This is a genomic window from Flavivirga spongiicola, from assembly GCF_030540825.1.
Classification (GTDB): Bacteria; Bacteroidota; Bacteroidia; order Flavobacteriales; family Flavobacteriaceae; genus Flavivirga; species Flavivirga spongiicola.
This window is the reverse complement of record NZ_JAUOEO010000001.1, coordinates 805283-827896: the sequence shown is the minus strand read 5'-3', so window position 1 is coordinate 827896 and position 22614 is coordinate 805283. Positions and strand designations below refer to the sequence as shown.

Below are 22614 nucleotides of genomic sequence, written 5' to 3'. Positions count from 1 at the left end.
TTTAAAAGAAAAATGAAATTCTCTGTTACGTTGGCCATATTCTTTTTCATTACTAGTACTTTATATAGTCAAAACCCAGAGGTTACATATAATGGATATGCAACCAAAATTAATATAAATGAATCCATAGAAGTTTCGTTTTATTCTACAACAATGTTTCGTGTACGGTATTCAAAAATCGGTAACAATGATGTTTCTAACAAGTTCACTATTCCTTTCACAATAGGACATACAAATTCATGGAATGAGATACCTGTAAGTATAAAAAAAGATGGAGATGTCTATTTCATGCATACCAAGAAATTAGAGATTGGAATAAATATAAAAACAAGGCAACTAACCGTAAACGACATGGAGTCAGGGAAAAGTATTTATCCATCAGATGGTCCCATATACGGTATGTTCAAAGATGGATATAGTTTGTTTGATAGCGCTAGTTTTTTCAATGAAAAAAATGATAATAGTAGATATTCTCATTGGTTTTATAACCCTGAGACTGAGCTTTATGATATTTACCTTGAAGAAGATGTACTTATGGATCAATACTTTATATATGGTCCCTCTTATTTAAAAATATATGAGCAATTTAATCAACTCGTCGGAGCAGAGCCCTTATTACCAAAAAAATCTTATGGATTCTTTCAAACACAGCACTTAGCATGTAAAGGTGACCAAGATCAGTTAATGGCTGTTGCTAGAGAATTGCGAAATAGAGACATTCCTGCCGATAATCTCATTTTCGATTTTGAATGGGGTGATGGTTGCATAGGAGATAAAGAAATTACCTGGGGAAGTAGCATGGATTGGTCAGAAAACTATTCAAAACCATTATCCCCTAAAGCCATGCTCGACAGTTTGAAAGCGATGCATTTTGATGTCATGCTCATTCAGCATAATGCTCCAGACTTTAAAAATAGAAATGGGCAAGGATGGACAGAGACCGTTCAACCTGAAAAATTATGGTGGAGTAAATGGAAAGAAAAGTTAGATCAAGGCGTAAAAGGCACTTGGCAAGATACCAGAAGAAATGACATAACGGATAGCCAAATATGGTTGAAGACACAGAACTATATTGGAGATAACGAGCGCGTTCTTTTTATGGGCTGCCGAAAAATGCAGGCTGTAAACCCTTGGGATTTTAGATATAGTGTTGCTCCGGTTAATAATTTAATCGGATCTAGAAGATACCCGTTTGATTGGACTGGAGATTGTTCATTTAATTGGAATGAATTGAAATGGCAAATAAAAGCGATAACCAATTCTCACGGACCATTAAAGGGCGTCTCATATATTTCATCAGATGGTGTTGGTGAAAGTTGGCAAATTCAAGCTAGATGGAATCAATTTTCTGATTTTTCTGCAATTTCTCGTTCTCACAATCCAAAACCTTGGGCTGGAAACATTGATGTGGCTAATTTTCAGAATAAAATCAAAATTGAAGGAAGAGATACTGTAATTATAAAAGACACACCCGATAATATAACACATGCCGTAGGAGGGGAAAGTAAAGGTCCAACGGCAGAGAATAGTATTCGAAAGCATAGAAAAGAACGTTATAAGTTATTACCATACATCTATTCTACAGCCTATGAGAATTATTTAACGGGGATACCTATTTGCCGTCCAATGCTAATTGCTTTCCCAGATGATTATTTATGTTATTCAGATACATGGCCATATCAGTACATGTTTGGTCCAAATATTTTGGTAGCACCAGTATATGGCGACTTTAAAACTATGGAGATTTATTTACCTCGTGAGAATGATTGGATTGACTATTGGAGTAAAGAAGTTTATAAAGGAGGAGGTGTTATAAATTACAATACTGAAGATGTTGAGAAGTTACCATTATTTATAAAAGCAGGAGCCATTATACCAAAAAGACCAGAAAGAAACTGGATTGAAGAAGAAAAACAGGAAGAAAACTTGATTTTAGATATTTATCCTTCTGATAAGTCTTTTTTTACCTTGTATGAAGACGACGGAAAAAGTATTGCTTATCAAAAAGGTGCTTACTCTGCTACTACAATTAGTCAAAACTATGGTGAAAATGAAGAGTTAATAATACATGTTGGAGAGGCAAAAGGAACGTTTAAAAACGAATTAACTCATAGAACATGGCATATTAGAGTATTGGATGTTTTAAATGAATACGATAGCGTAAACGTCAACGGAAAACAGAAAAAGTTTACGATTAGCACCAATACAAATGAAACCGATTTAATAAAAGAAGTTGTTATTAAAGAACCACGAAATAAAAGTACAACAGTTATTTTTAGTAAAACATAATTGGAGAATTTGAAAACAGTCATAAGAATATCTAATTAAAAGGCACTATGAAACGTATCTATCATTATATTTTTATACTATTGGTTATAGCGTCTTGTGCAAAATCGAAATCCCAAATATCAAGCAATAAAGAAGCAATAATAGCATCTAAAGTTGATTCGCTTTTAGGTCTAATGACTTTGGATGAAAAGATTGAACAGCTAGCAGGAATTGGTTTTGACACCAAACCTAATGAACGTCTGGGAATACCAGTACTTAAAATGACAGACGGACCAGTAGGCATTCGCTGGTCTGAGGCTACTGCACTTCCTGCTGCGGTGTCATTAGCATCCACATGGGATTTGCCTCTTTTGTATAAGGTTGGACAACTTCTGGGCAAAGAAACTAAAGCGAGAGGAAGAAATTTTTTTCTCGGCCCCTGTGTTAATATTCATCGTTTTCCCATTGGAGGAAGGAATTTTGAAAGTTTTGGAGAAGATCCATACCTAGCAGGCCAAATAGCAATCCCTTATATCCAAGGTGTACAAAGTGAAGATGTTCTCGCTTGTGTAAAACATTTTGCCTGTAACAATCAGGAATGGCAGAGAAGCCATGTGAATGCGGTAGTAGATGAACGGGCTTTACATGAAATATATTTACCGGCTTTTAAAGCTGCTGTTCAAGAAGCAGACGTTTGGACAGTCATGACTTCTTATAACAAAGTAAATGGAAAATGGACTGCTGAAAACGACTATTTACTGGACACTGTCTTAAAGAAAAAGTGGGGTTTCAAAGGTTTCGTGGTCTCAGATTGGGGAGCTGCTCATAGTACCGTAGGAGGTATGCATGCTGGCTTAGATTTAGAAATGCCGTTTGGAGCGTTTTATAATGATTCACTTATAAAAAAGGCCTTGCACAAAAAAGAGATTACAGAAGCTATTATTGATGATAAAGTAAAGCGATTATTACGTGTGCGCTTTGAAGCTAATATGTTTTCGCCTGAAGAACAACCTTCGGTAAATATATTAAAGAGCCTGGAGCATAAAAATATTGCTTATGAAGCTGCTGTTAATGGCATGGTTTTATTAAAAAATGAAAATAAAATGCTGCCCATTGATGCAAAGAAAGTAAAGAAGGTTGCTGTCATAGGGCCTAATGCAGCTTTCTCGCGTGTAGGTGGTGGCGGATCTTCTAAAGTAACCCCTTTTTATGCGATTTCTCCATTAGAAGGGTTGAAAAACAAATTAGGAGAAGATGTCGAACTTAACTACGCTTTGGGTGCTACGATAACTGACGACATTCGTATTATAGAAAACACTTATTTTGAAGAAGTTGATGGCAAAAAAGGGTTAGAGGCTTCTTACTTTGGTAATGTAAAATGTGAAGGAACCCCACATTTTATTAGAAATGATAAAGATGTCAATTTCTTATGGTACTATGATGCCCCAAGTTGGGATTTTCATGGCGCGGATGATGAGAATTACTTTTCGGTTCGTTGGAAAGGGAAATTAAAAGCACCCAAATCTGGAGTGTACAAATTTCATGTCATGCACAATGATGGTGTACGATTATCTATTAATGATAAGAAGCTTATAGATAAATGGGAAGATAACAAAGGAAGTACTATTGAAGAAGTTAAAATCAATCTAAGAGCTGGAGAGGTTTATGATCTTCAATTGGATTATTATAATAATGGACATGTCTCTGAGATAAAACTCGGATGGGAGATTCCAGATATAGATTTAATACAAGAAGCAGTAGATGTAGCCAAGAAATCAGATCTGGCGATTGTTTTTATAGGATTATCCGATCATTTTGAAGGAGAAGGTCGTGACAGAGAGTTTTTGGTATTAAAAAATCAGGATAAACTTATTAAAAAAGTTAAGGAGGCTAATCCAAATACCATTGTCGTTATTATTTCTGGAACACCGCCCATTATAGAAAACTGGGCAGATGATGTGCCAGCGATTGTTCAAGCATGGTTTGGTGGTCAAGAGGGGGGAAATGCGCTTGCAGATATTCTTTTGGGTAACCGAAATCCATCAGGAAAGCTACCTGCCACATTTTATAAGTCACAGAATGACTCACCCGGTTTTTTGGATTATAAAAATGAAAATTTGCAATCGGTGTACTCTGAAGGCATTTATGTAGGATATCGATACCTGGACAAGAAAGGCTTACAAGTACGTTATCCGTTTGGTCATGGTCTTTCATATACTAATTTTACGTATCAAAACCCATCCTTGAAACAACTTGATAAAAACACTTTTGAGGTAAAGATGACATTGCGTAATGCAGGAGAAACAGCGGGTGCTGAGGTTGTTCAATTATATGTGAAACCGATGCATACATCAGTAGAAAGACCAGAAAAAGAATTGAAATCTTTTAAGAAAGTATTCCTGAAACCAAATGAACAACAGGATATTACATTTGTCTTAAAAAAAGAAGCTTTCCAATATTACGATATAGCTATACATGATTGGAAAGTTGATAAGGGCGAATACAATATCTTAATTGGGAGTTCATCTAAAGATATAAGACAAACCATTAAATCTCTATCAATTAATTAACTGGGGTTTCTCTCATTTGTCTGGCAATCTCAAATATCACAAAATAATATTCATTAAATAAATGAAAAAAGTTTTAATATTAGGTGCTGGTATGGTTGTTAAACCGATAGCACATTACTTACTTGACAATAATTTTGAAATTACTGTAGCGAGTCGTACCAAAGAAAAAGCAGAAAAGGTTATAGAAGGCTATTCTAATGGTAAAGCTGTAGCTTGGACCGTTGACCAATTAAATATTTTAGATACCTTTATTAAATCACATGATATGGTGGTAAGTCTACTTCCATACTCTTATCATGTTCAAATAGCAAAAAAATGCATTACTCATAAAAAAAATATGCTTACGACGTCTTACGTGTCTCCTGAAATGGATGAATTGAACACAGAAGCTAAAGAAGCTGGAATAATTATTCTTAACGAGTTAGGTGTTGACCCTGGTTACGATCATATGACAGCGATGGAAATTATTGATAGAATGCATGAACAAGGAAGTAAGATTGATGAATTTTACTCTTTATGTGGCGCAATTTGTGCTCCTGAAGCTTCAAATAATCCTTTTAGGTATAAGTTTTCCTGGTCGCCCAAAGGAGTGGTCATGGCTAGTAATAATGATGCTCAGTTTTTAAAGAACGGTAAAATAGTAAATTTAGATTCTAAAGATTTATTTAAAAATCCATTATCAATAGATTTTCCTGGAGTTGAACTAATGCATGTGTACCCAAACAGAGATTCTTTACCTTATATTGATATTTATGGAATTCCAGAAGTTAAAACTATGTTTAGAGGTACTTTTCGTTATCAAAATTGGTGTGAAGCTTTAGACCTGCTGAAAGCCTTAAACCTAACGGGTTATAATGAGCTGGATTTTACAGGAAAGACGTTTGCTCAAGTAACCGCAGAAATAAATGGTTTTAAACCCGATGGTCTAAAAAATGCTATTAAAGCTAAATTCAATATAGATGATAATCATATCGGGTTAAAAGCTATCGAATGGTTAGGTGTATTAGATAATAAACCTGTTCATTTAGAAAAAGGTTCCCCATTCGATCTTACTTCAGATTTAATGATTGATAAAATGATGATGGATAAATCTGAACGAGATATGGTGATTATGCAACATGTTTTTAACATTACTAAAGCCAATGGGGAAAAGGAAACTGTAATTTCTAGAATGTTAGATTATGGAAATAATGAATATACATCCATAGCCCGAACCGTTGCCCTTCCAGCCGGCATAGGTGTTAAAATGATTCTTGATAAAAAAATAACTGATATAGGAGTACATATTCCAATTAAGAAATCTATTTACGCGCCTATTTTAAAAGAGTTAAAAAGCCTAGGGATCTCAATGACAGAAACCATAGAGGAGTTAAAAATTTGAACCGAAAAAGGATTCATTCTAAAAAACGTGACATTGTAAATAAGACACGAATGACACAAATTTACACTAATTAATCTGTCTATCGGCTGATTTCAAGCTTGTACAAGCAGGGAGTTCTTGTTCATTTTAAGCCAATCTATACTATAAAGTATTAGATTCGTGTGAATTTGTGTGATTAGTGTCTAACTTTTGTTAATCAACATTTGTGCGCGTAGTAGTTTTGAAAAGAGAGGAGCAATTTCGATTAAATCAGTTTAAATAATCATGCCAGCTGCTACAGTTTCGTTTGTAATAGTATCAATTAAAATAATACTACCCGTCGTTTTATTTTTTCTATAAGAATCGATTATTAATGGTTTATCAGTCCTTATTTTTACTTTGGTAATATCATTCATATGTAACGTCTTGTTTTCAGTATGTCGTTTTAAAGAATGGATGTCTATTTTATAAATGACTTCTTCTATGACTGCTTTTTGTTCATTCGTAGTATGTCGTATGGTATATTTAGCATTAGGGATTGCTTTATTATTATGTAACCAACATAATAAAACTTCTATATTGAGCGATACTTTAGGTTGGTTATTTGTTCGTACAATCATTTCCCCTCTATTTATGTCTATATGGTCTTGGAGAGAGATAGCTATAGACATGGGAGCATGAGCTTCTGTTATTTGTTTCCCGAACACATCGATACTTTTTATTTTTGAAGTTATTTTTGAAGGTAAAATAGTGACTTCGTCATCAACTCTAAAGATGCCGCTGGCAATCTGTCCGGCATATTTAATATGGTCTTCGTGAGTTTCGTTTTGAGTTCTTAATAAAGTTTGCACAGGAAATCGCGCATCAACCTTATTAAAATCACTACTAATGTGCATGGTTTCCAATGTGTGTAACAATGGTGCTTCTTGATACCATGCTATATTTTTTGAACGATTAACAACGTTATCTCCATTTAAAGCACTAATTGGTATGAAGCGAATGTCTTTTACTAGTAATTTGGATGAAAAGGCCTCGTAATCATTAATAATACGATTGAATACATCTTCAGAATAATCAACTAAGTCCATCTTGTTTACACAAACAATGATATGAGGAATTGACAAAAGGGAGGCAATAAACGAATGTCTTTTGGTTTGTTCTACAACACCATATCTTGCATCAATTAATACAATAATAACATTAGCTGTTGATGCTCCTGTGATCATATTGCGTGTAAACTCAACATGGCCTGGAGTATCTGCGATAATAAATTTTCGCTTGGGAGTTAAAAAATATCTGTAAGCAACATCTATGGTAATACCTTGTTCGCGCTCATCTCGTAAACCATCAGTAAAAAAGGCTAAATTAATAGCATGAATGCCATTTTTTTTACTAGTATTTTGTACCGATTTTAATTGGTCCTCGAAAATGGATTTTGAATCATATAATAGCCTACCAATTAAAGTGCTTTTACCATCATCGACACTTCCAGCTGTTATAAAACGTAATAATTGTTTGTTTTCTTGCATCCTTTATTGGTCTCAAATCTAGTTAAAACTATGTATTTTAGTGCATTTCACTTTCAGCTTCAAAAAACTTTTGACACGAATTTTACGAATTCACACTAATTCAGTTTTACAATGTTTATTATTTTATATTTCGGTATTTCACGAAGCAGACTTTCAACCTGCCAAATCGAACCTATGGACTTCCAGGCCATAGTGGTTTAGTTATAATAATTAACTAAAAATAGCCTTTACGTTTTCGATCTTCCATAGCACTTTCAGAGCGTTTGTCATCACTTCTGCTACCGCGTTCGGTTTGGCGTATTGCGGAAACTTCTGCAATGATTTTTTCCAAAGTATCTGCTTCAGATTCTATCCCTCCTGTAATGGTTATATCTCCTAGGGTTCTAAAACGAATATTTTTTGTTACCACGGCTTCGTGATCTTCAATAATTATATGCTTTGAGTTTGGAATCCAGGCCCCTTGTCGCCAAATAACTTCTCTTTCATGTGCGTAATACAAAGAAGGAATGGTCATGTTTTCGCGTTTTATATAGTTCCAGACATCCATTTCTGTCCAATTACTTATTGGAAAAACCCTAAAGTGTTCTTTTTCATAATGTTTTCCGTTATAAATGTTCCATAGTTCCGGACGTTGATTTTTAGGATCCCATTGGCCAGCTTTGTCCCGATGTGAAAAAACACGTTCTTTAGCCCTTGCCTTCTCTTCGTCTCGACGTGCTCCTCCAATAGCGCAATCTATTTTGTTTTCATCAATAAGGTTTAAAAGCGTGGTGGTTTGAAGTATATTACGAGTAGCGTTTTTTCCTTTTTCTTCTTTAACATGACCTATATCTATAGATTTTTGAACAGAGCCAATTAACAAACGAACCCCTAACGCCTTAATAATATCATCTCTAAATTGAATCGTTTCTGGGAAGTTATGACCAGTGTCTATGTGTACTAAACTAAACGGAATAGGAGACGGATAAAATGCTTTTTTCGCTAAATGAGAAACCACTATAGAATCTTTACCTCCGGAAAATAAAATAACCGGGTTGCTAAATTGCTCGAAACACTCTCTTAAAATAAAAATAGCTTCAGATTCTAGTTCATCTAAATAGTTTAAAAAATATTTACTCATTTTATCAGATGTTAAATATCCTCTTTTTTATCTCGTTTTTCGATACCATAATTAATTTTATACCAAGCACGTTCATGAAGATAATACAAAAGCATTTTACTTATAACTTCGGCCAGTCCTATTTGCAATCCTATAAAAGGGCTACCGGAAATTAACCATGACAATAAAAAAGTATCTAATGTTCCAATAACTCGCCATGTTATCGTTTTTAAAAGATGTCTTTTTGTACTGTTTTTTATTTTAAACCTAAACCAAACACGCTCATGTAAGTAATATAAAATCAGTTTGGTTATAACTTCAGCTAGACCTATTTGCAATCCTACAAAAGGACTACCAGAAATTAGCCAAGATATAATAAAGGTATCCAAAGTACCAATAATTCTCCACGTAATCGTTTTTGCTAAATGCCTTTTAATAAATTGTGTTTTCATTATTTGAGAACTAAAATTTATTCTATTTAATTCACTGTTAACTTATCTTTTATGAATTCAAAAACCAATGCTGTTGCTTCATCAATTGACAGATGCTCATTAATTTCTATGTCTGGATTTGTTGGCGCTTCATAAGGATCGGAAATCCCCGTCATATTTTTTATTTCACCAGCTCTGGCTTTTTTGTACAAACCCTTAGGGTCCCTTTTTTCACAGGTACCCAAACTCGTATTAACAAACACTTCTATGTAATTTTCAGGAGCAACTATATTTTTAATAATAGCTCTATCTTTTTTATATGGAGCAATGATAGCAGCCAAAACGACTGTACCAGCATCAATAAATAGTTTCGAAATTTCTGCAATTCGTCTATTGTTTTCTGACCTGTCTATAGGACTGAAGCTAAGGTTTTTATTAATACCATTTCTAATATTATCTCCATCCAGAGTATAGGTTTCAATATTTTTTTTGAAAAGAAGATGTTCCAAACGACTAGCAATACTTGATTTTCCAGCGCCGGATAAGCCCGTAAATAAAATTAGAAAAGATTGATGCCCGTGACGTCTAAGGCGATCTTCTTTAGTAACACTATAATGATGGTTTTTTAAATTTTTATTCATTTTTTGTCAAATACAAAAGTATGATTACTAACTACAAAATGACTGTTTAATAAGTTGGATTTATTATATGATAAATCTTCAAAAGTGCTTTTTGAAATAACATGAATGCCGACAGCTTCACAAATAGCTTGCCCTGCAGCCGTATCCCATTCCATAGTTGGTGCAAATCTTGGATAAATGTCTGCTTTGCCTTCTGCTATCAAACAAAACTTAAGGGAACTTCCTTTTGGTATAATTTCAATAGAGGGGTAGTTAGCACTTAGTTCTTTCATGAAAACTTTTGTGTCATCATTCATGTGAGATCTACTCCCTACCACCTTTATTAAAGAATCATTTGTTTTTTTGGGAATGATTCTATGAGCCTCATCAAACAAGTTATCAGAATACTTATAATTTTCGTCTACTATTATCTTATAGGCTTTTTTGTCTAGAACGTTAGCATAATAAAGTTCCTTAGAAATAGGAGAGAAAATGACACCCAATATTGGTTTTCCATGCTCAATTAAAGCAATGTTTACAGTAAATTCACCATTCTTTTTTAAAAATTCTTTTGTTCCATCAAGAGGATCAACAATCCAACATTTTTTCCAATGTTTCCTTTCCTCGTAGTCAGTTTCTTTATTTTCTTCACTAATTATAGGGATGGGCGTGGTTTTTAAAAATGTATTGATTATGGTGTTAGCCGCTGTATCCGCCTTTGTTAAAGGACTATTATCTTGTTTGATTTCTAGTTCAAAATTATCATGTTTATAAATTTCCTCAATGGTTTCGCCAGCTTTAACGGCCGCTTCTATGGCAAGATCTAAAAGGTTTTTCATAGCCTCTAATATATAATAATTATCGCATGGAGGTACATATTATATTCTGAAACTTTATGGGTTTAAATATTGTATTTTAAATACTAACTGGTGATGGTAACTTGCATAAAATCCTCGCTAAAAATTTTCTTTAAATAGAATAATAACTCCTCTGCATTTTTTTTAGTAAATACAATAGGCGGTTTGATTTTTAACACATTATAATCTGGTCCATCGGTACTCATTAAAATACCATAATTTTTCATTCGGTTAGCTAAATAATCGGTTTGTTCGGCTAAGGGAGTCAGGTTAGCATCTACCAGTTCAATGCCTAAAAACAACCCTTGTCCTCGTACATCTCCTATAATAGGAAATTCCTGAGCTAATTTTTTTAATTCCGCTTTTAAATATTCTCCAACTTCCAAGGCGTTTTCTTGTAATTTTTCTCGTTTTACGGTTCGCAATACTTCTGTTCCGATGGCACAAGAAACCGGGTTACCACCAAAGGTGTTAAAGTATTCCATGCCGTTGGCAAATTTATTAGCTACTTCTTGGGTACAGGCTACTGCGGCTAACGGATGTCCATTGCCCAATGGCTTACCAATGGTTACAATATCCGGTACGACATCATGCAATTGAAAGCCCCAAAAAGTTTTTCCCATTCTACCACAGCCTACTTGTACTTCATCTGAAATACATAGACCTCCATGAGCTCTAATTTTCTCGTAAGCCATTGCTAAAAACCCTTCTGGTAACTCTATTTGTCCACCACAACTAATAATGGGTTCGATAATAAATGCACCGACTCTTCGGCCTTTTTCATGAACAATGTCTATTTGTTTTTGTACTTCTTCCGCGTATTTTTTGCCTGCATCTTTACCTCTGTATTTACCTCTAAAAGCGTCTGGAAGCGGAAAAATATGAGTATGTTCCGGTGCCCCTTGTCCACCTTTACCGTCAAATTTATAAGAACTTATATCAATACACATGTTGGCATTCCCATGATAACCAACCTCTGAAGCAATAATATCACGTTCACCAGTATTTGCTTTAACCATTCTAATTGCCAATTCATTGGCCTCACTACCTGAATTCACAAAATGCAATACATTTAATTCTGGTGGTAAAGTTTCTATTAGCTCTTTGGCTAATGCATTTATGTTTTCGTGTAAATAACGCGAATTGGTATTGATAAGCGCCATCTGTTCTTGTCCAGCTTTTACAACATAGTAGTTTTCGTGACCAACATGTGCTACGTTGTTTACGGTGTCTAAATATTTACGTCCGAATTGATCCATTAAATATTGACCAGCTCCGCGAACCATTTTTATAGGTACTTTGTATTGAAGACTTAAACTTTTCCCTAAATGTTGTTTTCTATAGCTGATTAATTCTTCATTAGAAGTAATATCGTTTTGTTGAAGGGCTTCTGATTTGAATAATAAATTAGGATTCGGGCAAATGTCTTTCCATACTTGGGTTTGACTAAAATAGGCAACCCCGGGATAATCGGCAGTATAATCAAAAAGAGATAGCATCACTTGAAAATGAAGATGAGGTGCCCAGTTCCCGTTTTCAGGAGGACAACCTAATTCGGCTACTTTTTCCCCTTTTTTAATGAGATCTCCTACTTTATGTTGTGTAGCACTCGCCACTGTTAAATGTCCATATAATGTATAAAAATCAAAGTTGGGAGTGTGATGTTTTAAAACGACCAACCCACCATATTCTTTATCTCCGGCATCATTTACTGCAATAACTACTTCGCCATCTAATATAGCATGAATAGCCGTTTGGGCAGGTAACCAATAATCTATTCCTAAATGAATACTTCGGCTTTCTCTACCCTTATTACCAATTTTGTCATAGGTTGTTGAGGTATATAAAGGGCGTGGTTCCAAATAGCCTCCTGCTATAATTTTGCTTGGAATTGTTTTTTGAAGCTGGTTTATTTTAAACTGAAACAAATCCAGATCGTTAAAATCTTCTTGATGCCCAATCCACTTACTGGAAACACTTAAATCTAAATGCTGTACGTCGTTTTTAGCAATGGTAGGAAATATATCAGATAGTTGAAATGGTTGTTTTGAAGCCCAATTTTCAAAGGCTTCTTGTTTAGGGTGTGCTGTAAACCCACAAACATCTCTAAAATTGTATTCAGCGAACTTTGGATGAATCAAACCCCATTTTTTAAGTACTTCCCAAGCAGGTTTTTCGCTTATTAATAAATAGTCGTTATCAGGTTCTTCTATTTTATTTATAGCCGATTTGGTGACGGAAATAACCAATCGCATGGCAATAGCAGTATATAAATGTGCCAACTCTTCTTCCTCTAAAGGAAAAGTGGAATGATAGCCTTTTATAATGGGTAAAGCAGCATCTAATGGATCGTTATGATGCATGATACAATAAGCACAACTAATAGCGAGGTCATTTATGATTTGAGTATGTACGGAATCCCCATAATCAATGGCAGCTTTTACAATAGGAGAGAGGACATCTTCTGAAACGATAACGTTATTATCATTTGCATCGTTATGAACCACTGCTTTTCGTAATTTCGAATAGCTGCTTTGTGACCTTTCAAATTGTTGTTGAAACGTAGAAAGAATGTCTTTCTCTTCAGAAGAAAACAAATCAATATGCTTTTTTGTCCAAAGCGATTGTGCCACATCCCAATCGAAATCGCGATGTGCTTCCGGATGGTCAAAACCTTGCAAGGCTAGGGTCAATAATCCACATTGTTCACCCAAACTGAAACGCAAATGATCCAATTGAGGATTTACACTGCTCCAAACACGACCAGAAATCCAAGTGAGTAAACGCACTTTCCGTTGGTTACCAAAAGTATCTGTAATTTCAGAAATAACATGTCCATTTTTATCTTTTATTACTTTTGGTGCTAAGAGTTTATCTCTATTGTCTTCAACATATTGCAATAGTTCTTGTTGAAAGTCGAGATAATTTTCATTTTCATCCGGACGTGATATTTTTAGAATATAACCTTCTTCATTTTCTATCTTAATTCTAAAATTAAAATCAAGTTCCCCAGGCAATTGAGAAGCCTTTCCTTTAATGTCAAATAAATCTAAAAGTATGTCTTCAGCCTGTTGCGCTGTTATTTTTAAATTGTTATAGCTCATTAATCTTTTAATAATAATGTTCTTATATATTCAAAATAGTAAATTATAAAAATTATTTTCTAAATTAAATGATGTGAGGCATTAAATTTATAGAATTCACTGTTAAAACTGAGCCTTTTTAATAACAAAGTTGAGAATCTAAAATAAAAGAAATTCAATTAGTATTACAAGTTAAATACAATGCCTTGTGCTAAATGAGCATTTTTCCCATAATTTACGGTGCACGTTTGTCTTCTCATATAAGCTTTCCATGAATCAGAACCACTTTCTCTACCGCCTCCAGTTTCTTTTTCTCCACCAAAAGCGCCTCCTATTTCTGCGCCAGATGTTCCTATATTTACATTGGCAATGCCGCAATCTGACCCTGAATTAGATAGAAAAGTTTCTACTTGTTGCATATTTTGAGTGAAAATAGAAGATGATAAACCTTGTGGAACATTGTTTTGTATAAAAATGGCTTCATCTAAAGTGTCATACGAAAAAACATAAAGAATTGGAGCAAATGTTTCATGTCTAACAATGGACATATTAGAATGGGCTTCAATAATAGTAGGCATCACATAACAGTTGGATTTAAATGCCTCTCCTTTTAATACGTTATTACCATACACTAAATTTCCGCCTTGTTTTTGAGCTTCCTCTATGGTTTTAAGGTAGTCATTTACAGCATCTACATCTATTAATGGCCCAACATGATTTTTTTCGTTTAATGGATTCCCTATACGTAATTGTTTATATGCATGTATTAATTTATCTAATAAATTTTGGTAACAACTTTTATGAACTATTAAACGACGTGTTGAGGTACATCGCTGACCAGCTGTACCAACAGCTCCAAATACAATGGCCGGAACTGCAATATCCAGATCTGCCTCTTGAGTTACAATGATCGCGTTGTTGCCACCTAATTCAAGGATTGATTTTCCTAATCGTTTTCCAACAGTTTGGGAAACACTTTTACCCATTTTAGTTGATCCTGTAGCAGAAATTAATGCTATATCGTAATCTGAAGCCATAAGCTTACCTATGTCACTATCCCCAATTATTATGTTAGAGATGCCTTCGGGCAATGCATTTTGCTTTAGTATTTTCTTGAAAATTTCTTGACATGCCATAGCTGAAAAGGGTGTTTTTTCCGAAGGTTTCCACACACATACGTTTCCACAAATCCATGCTAATGTAGCATTCCAGGCCCAAACAGCTACAGGAAAATTAAAAGCGGAAATAATGCCTACAATACCAAGCGGATGCCATTGTTCAAACATTCTGTGATTTGGTCTTTCAGAATGCATTTGAAGCCCATAAAGTTGCCGGGAAAGACCAACAGCAAAATCACAAATGTCTATCATTTCTTGAACCTCTCCATAGCCTTCTTGTAAGCTTTTGCCCATTTCGTAGCTTACAAGTTTTGCTAGGTTTTCCTTTTCTTTTCTAAGTGCATCGCCAAACTGTCTTACAATGTCTCCACGTTGTGGAGCTGGCATGGACTTCCATATAGGAAATGCTTCTTTTGCTTTAGAAACAACAACTTTATAACTATGGTTATCTGCAAGTTGGATGGTGCCTATGCAATCATTATTTACGGGAGATTTAATATCAATAATTTTTTTACTATTTCCAACCCAATTTTCTTGACCAGTACTAATATTATAATAGGGTGTACTAAGATCGAATGCCTTTAATAAATCTTTCATTATCTTATCTTAAAATAGTTTGTTCTGTATAAGTGCTTTCGAAAATTTTATCGGCATTAGAAGTCTCAAAACCATCTCTTCTATATGCGTTACTGATTTTATCATTTAAAGAAACATTACTATTTGGAAGTAATTTACGCTCTGCAAATTCAACATAGCTTCCAGCTATATCCATTTTTTTATTATCCAAAAACTCAGCTCTAATCATTTTTGCAACGGTGCTACTTTGTTTTAATAACCCATCCGAACTGGTTTTAATCTTACCTCCAGATGTGTTTAATGTGATACCAATCCCTTCAATAAAGTCATTAAACGCTTCAATCGTGTTAAATCCACTTGGGAGGTCATGTACACTTATGGTATAGTGGTTGAGGTAGTAGCGATTGTATATCACCCAGGCTGCATATTCGCTTTCATTTAAAAGCGTTGTGTAGTTTTCAAGAGAAGGTAAACACCATAAAGGATTAGTTAAAAAAGCAGCAATGTCATCAACGTCATCTAGGTTTAGTGCATCTATAGGATCGGATACAATGGACTCAGTATATTTATAAATAATATCTTGAACTTCTTTAGATAAATCCCAAACTCTAAGTTCGCTTATAAAAATTCTTGGATATTTTTCTGAAGGAGGCGCATACCAATATGCATTAAGTTTTTTGTTTTCAAAATGATAAAAATCTTTTTTCTTATAACCATAATGTAAAAATATCTTTTCAAAAGATGCAATACCCAAATTTTCAACCCCCAAAGTTCTGAAAGCTATATGATCATTTGCAATATCATTTTCATCATCAATAATGCCTTCGTTTAACATGGCTGTTACTATTTTAGATACATCCGATACACGCTCTTTGTATGGAGTTAATAAGCATTCTAAAATCTTTTCTAAAGCGTTTTGATTATTATTACTCATGACTGATTTATTAGTTTTTAACTAATTTTTTTAAAGAAATTTTTTATTTGTGTAAATATAAAAGTAATTTTGAGTAGCATTAATTTTTATTAATTATCAAATGATAAGTAAAACAAATCAATTAGAGATTCGACATATTCGTTACTTTTTGGTTTTGGCTGAAACATTACATTTTAGAAAAGCGGCTTCTAAGGTGTTTATATCTCAGTCCGCACTTAGTCAACAAATAAGTCTGTTAGAGTCTATATTAGGTGTTAAATTATTTGATAGAACCAATCGAAAAGTGTCATTAAGCACTGCTGGAATTTCTTTTTTTAAAGAAGCACAGGGAATCATCAGCTATTTAGATAAGTCAATGGAGCGATGGCAACAGACCTTAGATGGAGATAGAGGACAGCTTAAAATTGGTTTTGTTGGTTCAGCAATGAAGCATTACTTACCACCAATTATTAAGCACTTTACAAATGATTATTCCAAAGTAGGTTTGTCTTTGGAAGAACTTACTAATTCAGATCAATTACAGGCTGTGGAACAAGATAATATTGATATCGGATTTATGAGGTCTAACAAAGTGTCTTCCGAAATGAATATAAAATCTGTTTACGCAGAGAATTTCTCGTTAGTATTACCAGAAGGTCATTCAATAAACAAAAACAACTTTATTAATATTGGCCAATGTGCAGATGAATCTTTTATTTTGTATCCAAATGAAAGTAGTCCGATGTACTTTCAGCAGATATTAAATTTATGTTCGGAGTATAATTTTAGTCCGAAAATTTCTCATAGAGCAATTCATGGAGCCACCATATTTAAATTGGTTGAAAATGGTATGGGTTTATCAATAATTCCAAATTCTTTGCGGGATGAAAATAATTATAAAATACGCTTTATTGAGTTAAGGGAAACCAAATCAAAAACAGAACTGTTTGCTGTTTGGAAGAAAAATTATAAAAACCCAATATTAACAACTTTTTTAAAGCATATTCTAAATGAAGAGGTTTAAACTTTTTATAATTGGCCGCAAAACGTCCTTTTATTCCCACATTTTGTCTTTTTATTGCTCTGTAGCGATACTATGCAGCTCTAAAAAGCCTTCATTTGGGAACAAAATTACTATTTTTCGCTTCAATCAAAAAAGTTTAAACCATTTCAATTGATAAGAAGAAATAATTAGTACAATTATCATGAAAAAAAAGCTAGCATTATTTACAGTCTTTATAAGTTTAATATCCTATTCACAAATAGATGTTTGGGACGAAAACCCAAATGATTCTCAATTGAAACTTGATAGTTTGCTCATTGTTTTACCTGAATCGATGGGTGAAGAACGATTAAAGCTATTAAATGAGATTGCTCAAGGTTACTGGTTTATAAACCCTGATAAAACAATTGAATATGGGACTGAAGCATTACGGTTATCTCAGGAATTTGACAATAAAGAACAAGAAGGTTTTGCTTTGATTAATCTATGTCAAGGGTATTTGGTTAGCGATTTATATGACAAAGCATTGCGTTATGGTTTGCAATCTTTAGAGATCAGAAAAACTATTGGAAACAAATATGATTTGGCATATACATTGCGCACCATTGGGTGGCTTTACTATGATATTGGGTATTTTGATAAAGCGTTAGATTATCATAAAGAAGTACTATTAATCCATGAAGAAATTGGAGATAAACAACGCATTGCTTATAGTTATAATAGTATTGGGCTCATTCATGCGCAACAAGGAGATTGTAATTTGGCACTTTCATTTTTTAGAAAATCTTTAGAGTTAAAGAAAGCTTTTAATAACGAAGATAGAATTTCTGAAACCATGAAAAATATGGGGATTTGTCATCGTAAAATCAATGAGTTAGATGCTGCAAAAGAACTTTTAGAATCCTCATTAGAAATTTCAAATAAAATTAAAGATGATCAAAGTAAAGTTGAAACTTTAAATGAGTTAGCCATAGTAAATTTAAAGCTAGAAAAATACGACACATGCTATAAGCTTTTGAACGAATCCAGATTGACTATGGAAAAGCTAAAGGATAATATAGAATGGATTGTAGAGAATTATAGAATTAGATCCGATTATTTTTTAGCCTTAGGAAATTATAAAGAAGCTTTTAATAACTATAAAAAATATGAAGAACTTAAAAGCAGTATTTTTTCGAATGATAAAAGCCGGAAATTAACAGAGATGAGAATTCTTGATGAAGCGGAAAGAAGAGAGTCTGAAATAAAACTATTAGAACAACAAAAAAATTTAGAAAGAGAAAAAAGGCAGGGATTGATGGTTGTTTCAATATTATTAGCAATAATAGGAATTCTTATTATTGTATCTCTGTGGAATAATATAAAAAAGAAGAAAGCCATTTTTAAGCAAAATGAGAAGTTATCTGAAGAAAAATTTAAAACACAATCGCTGTTAAAAGAAAATCTTGAGCATAAATTAGAGTACCGCATGAAGGAACTAACCAATTTGGCTTTGTTTATTTCTCAAAGAACATCAATATATAAAGATCTTACTAAATCTTTTAAGAGTTTAGAATTTACTGATGTTAATAAGCTAAAAAAAGATATAGCTTTACTAATAAAGGAATATACATTTAAATTTAACTTTAATGAAGATATTCAAAAATTTCATGCTAATGTGGAAACTTTACAAAGTGATTTTTTGTTTAGAATTAAGGAAAAACACCCAAATCTAACCGACAAGGAAGTGCAATTGGCAGTACAAGTTAAACTTAAATTGAGTTCTAAAGAAATAGCTAGTATTAATAACCTCTCTTTAAATTCAGTTGAAATAGGGAGGCATCGCCTTAGAAAGAAATTAAATTTAGAAAGCAAAGAAAGTCTTTCCGGTTTTTTAGAAAATATTTAATTAGAGCTAAGAAGTAACAAAAAACTACAGGTTAACATGCCAGAAATGAAAACTAAAAAAAGTTTAAAAGCACTTTCTAAAAAGCTAAAAGGAGACCTTTTTTTTGATGAATTACATAAGAGAATTTATGCCACTGATGCTTCCGTTTACCGTAAAATCCCGCTAGCGGTAGCTTACCCAAAAGACAAAGATGATATAAAGAGTTTAATCTTTTATGCTAATGAACAAAATATAACACTTATACCTAGAACAGCTGGTACATCCTTGGCGGGGCAATGTGTTGGAGAGGGTATTGTGGTTGATGTGTCAAAACATTTCACGAAAATAATAGAATTCAATGAAAAAGAGAAAACTATTATTGTGGAACCTGGTATTGTTAGAGACGAATTGAATGTTTTTTTAGAGCCTTACGGATTGTTCTTTTCTCCAAATACATCTACCAGTAATCGGTGTATGATAGGAGGAATGGTTGGTAATAATTCTTCTGGTTCAACATCTATTCAGTATGGTATTACGAGAGATAAAGTACTGGAACTTGAAACATTATTATCCGATGGATCTGAAGTCATATTTAATTCTTTAACAGTTGAAGCGTTCGAAAAGAAACAATCGGGATCAGATCTGGAAAATGCTATTTATAAGACGCTTTTTAATGAATTATCAAAACAAGATGTTCAAGCGGAAATACATAAAAAATTCCCAAAAAAATCAATCCATAGAAGAAACACAGGATATGCTGTTGATGCCTTTTTAGATGATAACATATCCGGTGGATTCGTTGAAAACATAAATATAGCCAAACTACTTTGTGGAAGTGAAGGCACACTGGCTTTTTCAACAGCAATAAAATTGCAATTGGATGACTTACCGCCAAAAGAAGAAGTGTTTGTTGTTGCTCATTTTAATAGTATTCAGGAGAGTTTAGAAGCCACTGTTATTGCAATGAAGCATAATCTATATTCTTGTGAATTATTAGATAAAACCATTCTGGACTGTACTAAAAATAATAGAGAACAGTCAAAAAACAGATTTTTTATTGAAGGTGATCCAGAAGCTATTTTGATGCTAGAGATTAGAGCAGAATCAGCAGCCAAAACGGATGAATTAGCTTCTAATTTAATTAGGGATTTAAAGCAATATAACTATGGATATGCATTTCCAAAACTATATAATCAAGATATAAAAAAGATTATAGAATTACGAAAAGCTGGTTTAGGTTTATTAGGAAATATCATTGGAGATGCGAAGGCTGTTGCCTGTATTGAAGATACGGCTGTAGATTTAAAAGATTTACCTGCTTACATATCTGAATTTACTGAAATGATGGATGGTTATAAGCAAAAAGCGGTTTATTATGCTCATGCCGGAGCGGGCGAAATTCATTTAAGACCTATATTGAATTTAAAAGAATCTAAAGAGGTAGAGCTGTTTAGAAAAATTACTACTGAAACGGCAAAACTTGTTAAAAAGTATAAAGGTTCTTTTAGTGGGGAGCATGGCGATGGCATTGTGCGTGGTGAGTTTTTACCACTTATGATTGGTGAAAAAAATTATGAATTATTAAGACGGATAAAATATACTTTTGACCCTAATAATGTATTTAATAAAGGGAAAATTGTTGATGCTTACCCTATGGATCAATCATTGCGCTATGAAATTGATAGAAAGGAACCAGAAGTTGATACTTTATTAGACTTTTCGGATTCGTTGGGAATTTTAAGGGCATCAGAGAAATGTAATGGCTCTGGCGATTGCCGGAAACCACCATCAGCAGGTGGTACCATGTGTCCAAGTTATCGAGCTACTCGAAATGAAAAAGATACCACAAGGGCTAGGGCCAATACGTTACGTGAATTTTTAACAAACTCAGATAAAGAAAATAAGTTCAACCACAAAGCGTTGAAAGCCGTGTTTGACTTATGTCTGAGCTGTAAAGCTTGTGCTAGTGAATGCCCAAGTAATGTTGATGTAGCTAGTTTTAAAGCGGAGTTTTTATATCAATATCAAAAAGAGAATCCGCCATCTTTTAGGACTAAAATGTTGGCAAATAATGTGAAGTACAATAGAATAGGAAGTATCTTTCCTGGTTTAACTAACGCTCTTTTAAACACCTATTTAGTAAAAGAAGTGTTAGGAGTCGCACGGAAAAGAAGTATTCCAAAATTGTTCACAAAAACATTTAGGAAATGGCATAAAAACAACTTTAATAAGCTTACTAATAAAGTATCAGATAAAGGAGCCATTTATTTGTTTGTAGATGAATTTACGAATTATTACGATGTTCAAATTGGAATTGATACTTTTGAATTACTAACTTGGTTAGGGTATAAAGTACATATTGTTGACCATGAAGAAAGTGGAAGAAGCTATTTGTCCAAAGGATTTTTAGACGAAGCAAAAGCCATTGCGAATAAAAATATCTCAATCTTTAATAATTTAATTTCAGATGAAATTCCTTTAGTAGGCATCGAACCATCAGCCATTTTATCTTTTAGAGATGAATATTTGCGTTTGGCTGATAATAAAGAAGCTGCTAAGCATATTTCGAAAAACACATTCACTATTGAAGAATTTATCAAGAACGAAATATTAAATGGGAACATTACAGAAAACCAATTCACAAAAAAAACATTAGAGATAAAAATTCACGGACATTGCCATCAGAAAGCATTAAGCGGAACAGAACCCACTTTTTATATGCTAAATCTTCCAAAAAATTATTCCGTAAGTATTATAAATTCAGGTTGTTGTGGCATGGCAGGATCCTTTGGTTATGAAAAAGAACATTACAAGGTTAGCATGCAAGTTGGGGAGGACACTTTGTTTCCTAAAATTAGAAATATGAAAGCATCAACAATAATAGCTGCTTCAGGGACCAGTTGTAGACATCAGGTGTTTGATGGGACAAAACGTACTACAGAGCACCCTGTTAGTATTTTAAGAAAGGCATTATCTGATTTTTTAGAAAATGAAGATACTGTATAAAAATATATTGAAAAACAATAGCAAAAGGAATTATACCAATTTGAGTGTAAAATGTCATATCAAAGCCGATGTTATTTTAAAATCTAATCACAGCGTTTTTAGATTTTAAAATAACAAGTCGACATGCTTCATTTTACACTCAAATTGGCGTAAGCTAAATACAACTTGTAGACGTTTTTATGTACTTTTGGGTAGAACAATTTAGAACCTTTAACTCATATGGAATGTTATTGTTACAGCGATTAATGTTTTACGAACATGTTATGAATCATATTGATAAAATACAATAAGAATCCTTATTATAACTATTATTT

14 protein-coding genes are annotated in these 22614 nt (G+C 33.4%); 6 read left to right on the top strand and 8 right to left on the bottom strand.

Going from position 1 to position 22614, the window contains the following annotated elements:
- The first annotated feature begins 12 nt into the window (after nucleotides 1–12).
- The 3 genes from Q4Q47_RS03065 (at nucleotide 13) to Q4Q47_RS03055 (ending at nucleotide 6219) form a co-directional block, all read left to right on the top strand.
- Nucleotides 13–2289: a TIM-barrel domain-containing protein gene (locus tag Q4Q47_RS03065; RefSeq protein ID WP_303305186.1), complete on the top strand. Its 2277-nt coding sequence runs from the start codon at nucleotides 13–15 to the stop codon at nucleotides 2287–2289.
- A 47-nt stretch (nucleotides 2290–2336) separates the two neighbouring features.
- Entirely contained in the window at nucleotides 2337–4838 is a 2502-nt protein-coding gene (locus Q4Q47_RS03060) for a glycoside hydrolase family 3 protein (RefSeq protein WP_303305185.1), read from the top strand.
- Between the two features lie 61 nt (nucleotides 4839–4899).
- The gene (locus Q4Q47_RS03055; protein ID WP_303305184.1) at nucleotides 4900–6219 is read left to right on the top strand and encodes a saccharopine dehydrogenase C-terminal domain-containing protein; all 1320 of its coding nucleotides are present in this window, start codon (nucleotides 4900–4902) and stop codon (nucleotides 6217–6219) included.
- 254 nt (nucleotides 6220–6473) lie between these two features.
- Here Q4Q47_RS03055 and Q4Q47_RS03050 read toward each other — a convergent pair whose 3' ends face one another.
- From Q4Q47_RS03050 to Q4Q47_RS03015, 8 genes are all read right to left on the bottom strand, one after another.
- Nucleotides 6474–7727, bottom strand: coding sequence for a sulfate adenylyltransferase subunit 1 (locus Q4Q47_RS03050; RefSeq protein ID WP_303305183.1), 1254 nt, complete (start codon nucleotides 7725–7727; stop codon nucleotides 6474–6476).
- A gap of 214 nt (nucleotides 7728–7941) precedes the next feature.
- The gene (gene cysD / locus Q4Q47_RS03045; protein ID WP_303305182.1) at nucleotides 7942–8847 is read right to left on the bottom strand and encodes a sulfate adenylyltransferase subunit CysD; all 906 of its coding nucleotides are present in this window, start codon (nucleotides 8845–8847) and stop codon (nucleotides 7942–7944) included.
- Nucleotides 8848–8858: 11 nt separating this feature from the next.
- On the bottom strand, nucleotides 8859–9278 hold the full coding sequence (locus Q4Q47_RS03040; RefSeq protein ID WP_303305181.1) for a DUF2061 domain-containing protein: 420 nt from the start codon (nucleotides 9276–9278) through the stop codon (nucleotides 8859–8861).
- A gap of 26 nt (nucleotides 9279–9304) precedes the next feature.
- Nucleotides 9305–9898 (bottom strand): adenylyl-sulfate kinase, encoded by a 594-nt coding sequence (cysC, locus tag Q4Q47_RS03035; protein WP_303305180.1) that lies wholly within the window; start codon nucleotides 9896–9898, stop codon nucleotides 9305–9307.
- Nucleotides 9895–10716: a 3'(2'),5'-bisphosphate nucleotidase CysQ gene (gene cysQ / locus Q4Q47_RS03030; RefSeq protein WP_303305179.1), complete on the bottom strand. Its 822-nt coding sequence runs from the start codon at nucleotides 10714–10716 to the stop codon at nucleotides 9895–9897. Before cysQ ends, cysC begins: the two co-directional genes overlap by 4 nt.
- 83 nt (nucleotides 10717–10799) lie before the next feature.
- Complete coding sequence (locus tag Q4Q47_RS03025; protein ID WP_303305178.1) at nucleotides 10800–13838, bottom strand: aminotransferase class III-fold pyridoxal phosphate-dependent enzyme; 3039 nt, start codon at nucleotides 13836–13838, stop codon at nucleotides 10800–10802.
- Between the two features lie 164 nt (nucleotides 13839–14002).
- Nucleotides 14003–15532 (bottom strand): L-piperidine-6-carboxylate dehydrogenase, encoded by a 1530-nt coding sequence (amaB, locus tag Q4Q47_RS03020; RefSeq protein ID WP_303305177.1) that lies wholly within the window; start codon nucleotides 15530–15532, stop codon nucleotides 14003–14005.
- A gap of 4 nt (nucleotides 15533–15536) precedes the next feature.
- The gene (locus tag Q4Q47_RS03015) at nucleotides 15537–16445 is read right to left on the bottom strand and encodes a DUF1338 domain-containing protein (RefSeq protein ID WP_303305176.1); all 909 of its coding nucleotides are present in this window, start codon (nucleotides 16443–16445) and stop codon (nucleotides 15537–15539) included.
- A 100-nt stretch (nucleotides 16446–16545) separates the two neighbouring features.
- Between Q4Q47_RS03015 and Q4Q47_RS03010 the strand changes: the two genes are divergently transcribed.
- The 3 genes from Q4Q47_RS03010 to Q4Q47_RS03000 all read left to right on the top strand — a co-directional run bounded on the left by Q4Q47_RS03010 (nucleotide 16546) and on the right by Q4Q47_RS03000 (nucleotide 22300).
- On the top strand, nucleotides 16546–17448 hold the full coding sequence (locus tag Q4Q47_RS03010; RefSeq protein WP_303305175.1) for a LysR family transcriptional regulator: 903 nt from the start codon (nucleotides 16546–16548) through the stop codon (nucleotides 17446–17448).
- A 181-nt stretch (nucleotides 17449–17629) separates the two neighbouring features.
- Nucleotides 17630–19315, top strand: coding sequence for a tetratricopeptide repeat protein (locus Q4Q47_RS03005; RefSeq protein ID WP_303305174.1), 1686 nt, complete (start codon nucleotides 17630–17632; stop codon nucleotides 19313–19315).
- 45 nt (nucleotides 19316–19360) lie between these two features.
- Nucleotides 19361–22300 carry an FAD-binding and (Fe-S)-binding domain-containing protein gene (locus Q4Q47_RS03000; RefSeq protein WP_303305173.1) on the top strand — a complete coding sequence of 980 codons (2940 nt, stop codon included), beginning with the start codon at nucleotides 19361–19363 and terminating at the stop codon, nucleotides 22298–22300.
- The last annotated feature ends 314 nt before the right edge of the window (nucleotides 22301–22614 follow it).

What these genes read in the sequence shown, in the direction of transcription:
- Q4Q47_RS03065 (WP_303305186.1), top strand. Translation starts at nt 13, where the DNA reads ATGAAATTCTCTGTTACGTTGGCCATATTCTTTTTCATTACTAGTACT.
- Q4Q47_RS03060 (WP_303305185.1), top strand. Translation starts at nt 2,337, where the DNA reads ATGAAACGTATCTATCATTATATTTTTATACTATTGGTTATAGCGTCT.
- Q4Q47_RS03055 (WP_303305184.1), top strand. Translation starts at nt 4,900, where the DNA reads ATGAAAAAAGTTTTAATATTAGGTGCTGGTATGGTTGTTAAACCGATA.
- Q4Q47_RS03050 (WP_303305183.1), bottom strand. Translation starts at nt 7,727, where the DNA reads ATGCAAGAAAACAAACAATTATTACGTTTTATAACAGCTGGAAGTGTC.
- cysD (WP_303305182.1), bottom strand. Translation starts at nt 8,847, where the DNA reads ATGAGTAAATATTTTTTAAACTATTTAGATGAACTAGAATCTGAAGCT.
- Q4Q47_RS03040 (WP_303305181.1), bottom strand. Translation starts at nt 9,278, where the DNA reads ATGAAAACACAATTTATTAAAAGGCATTTAGCAAAAACGATTACGTGG.
- cysC (WP_303305180.1), bottom strand. Translation starts at nt 9,898, where the DNA reads ATGAATAAAAATTTAAAAAACCATCATTATAGTGTTACTAAAGAAGAT.
- cysQ (WP_303305179.1), bottom strand. Translation starts at nt 10,716, where the DNA reads ATGAAAAACCTTTTAGATCTTGCCATAGAAGCGGCCGTTAAAGCTGGC.
- Q4Q47_RS03025 (WP_303305178.1), bottom strand. Translation starts at nt 13,838, where the DNA reads ATGAGCTATAACAATTTAAAAATAACAGCGCAACAGGCTGAAGACATA.
- amaB (WP_303305177.1), bottom strand. Translation starts at nt 15,532, where the DNA reads ATGAAAGATTTATTAAAGGCATTCGATCTTAGTACACCCTATTATAAT.
- Q4Q47_RS03015 (WP_303305176.1), bottom strand. Translation starts at nt 16,445, where the DNA reads ATGAGTAATAATAATCAAAACGCTTTAGAAAAGATTTTAGAATGCTTA.
- Q4Q47_RS03010 (WP_303305175.1), top strand. Translation starts at nt 16,546, where the DNA reads ATGATAAGTAAAACAAATCAATTAGAGATTCGACATATTCGTTACTTT.
- Q4Q47_RS03005 (WP_303305174.1), top strand. Translation starts at nt 17,630, where the DNA reads ATGAAAAAAAAGCTAGCATTATTTACAGTCTTTATAAGTTTAATATCC.
- Q4Q47_RS03000 (WP_303305173.1), top strand. Translation starts at nt 19,361, where the DNA reads ATGAAAACTAAAAAAAGTTTAAAAGCACTTTCTAAAAAGCTAAAAGGA.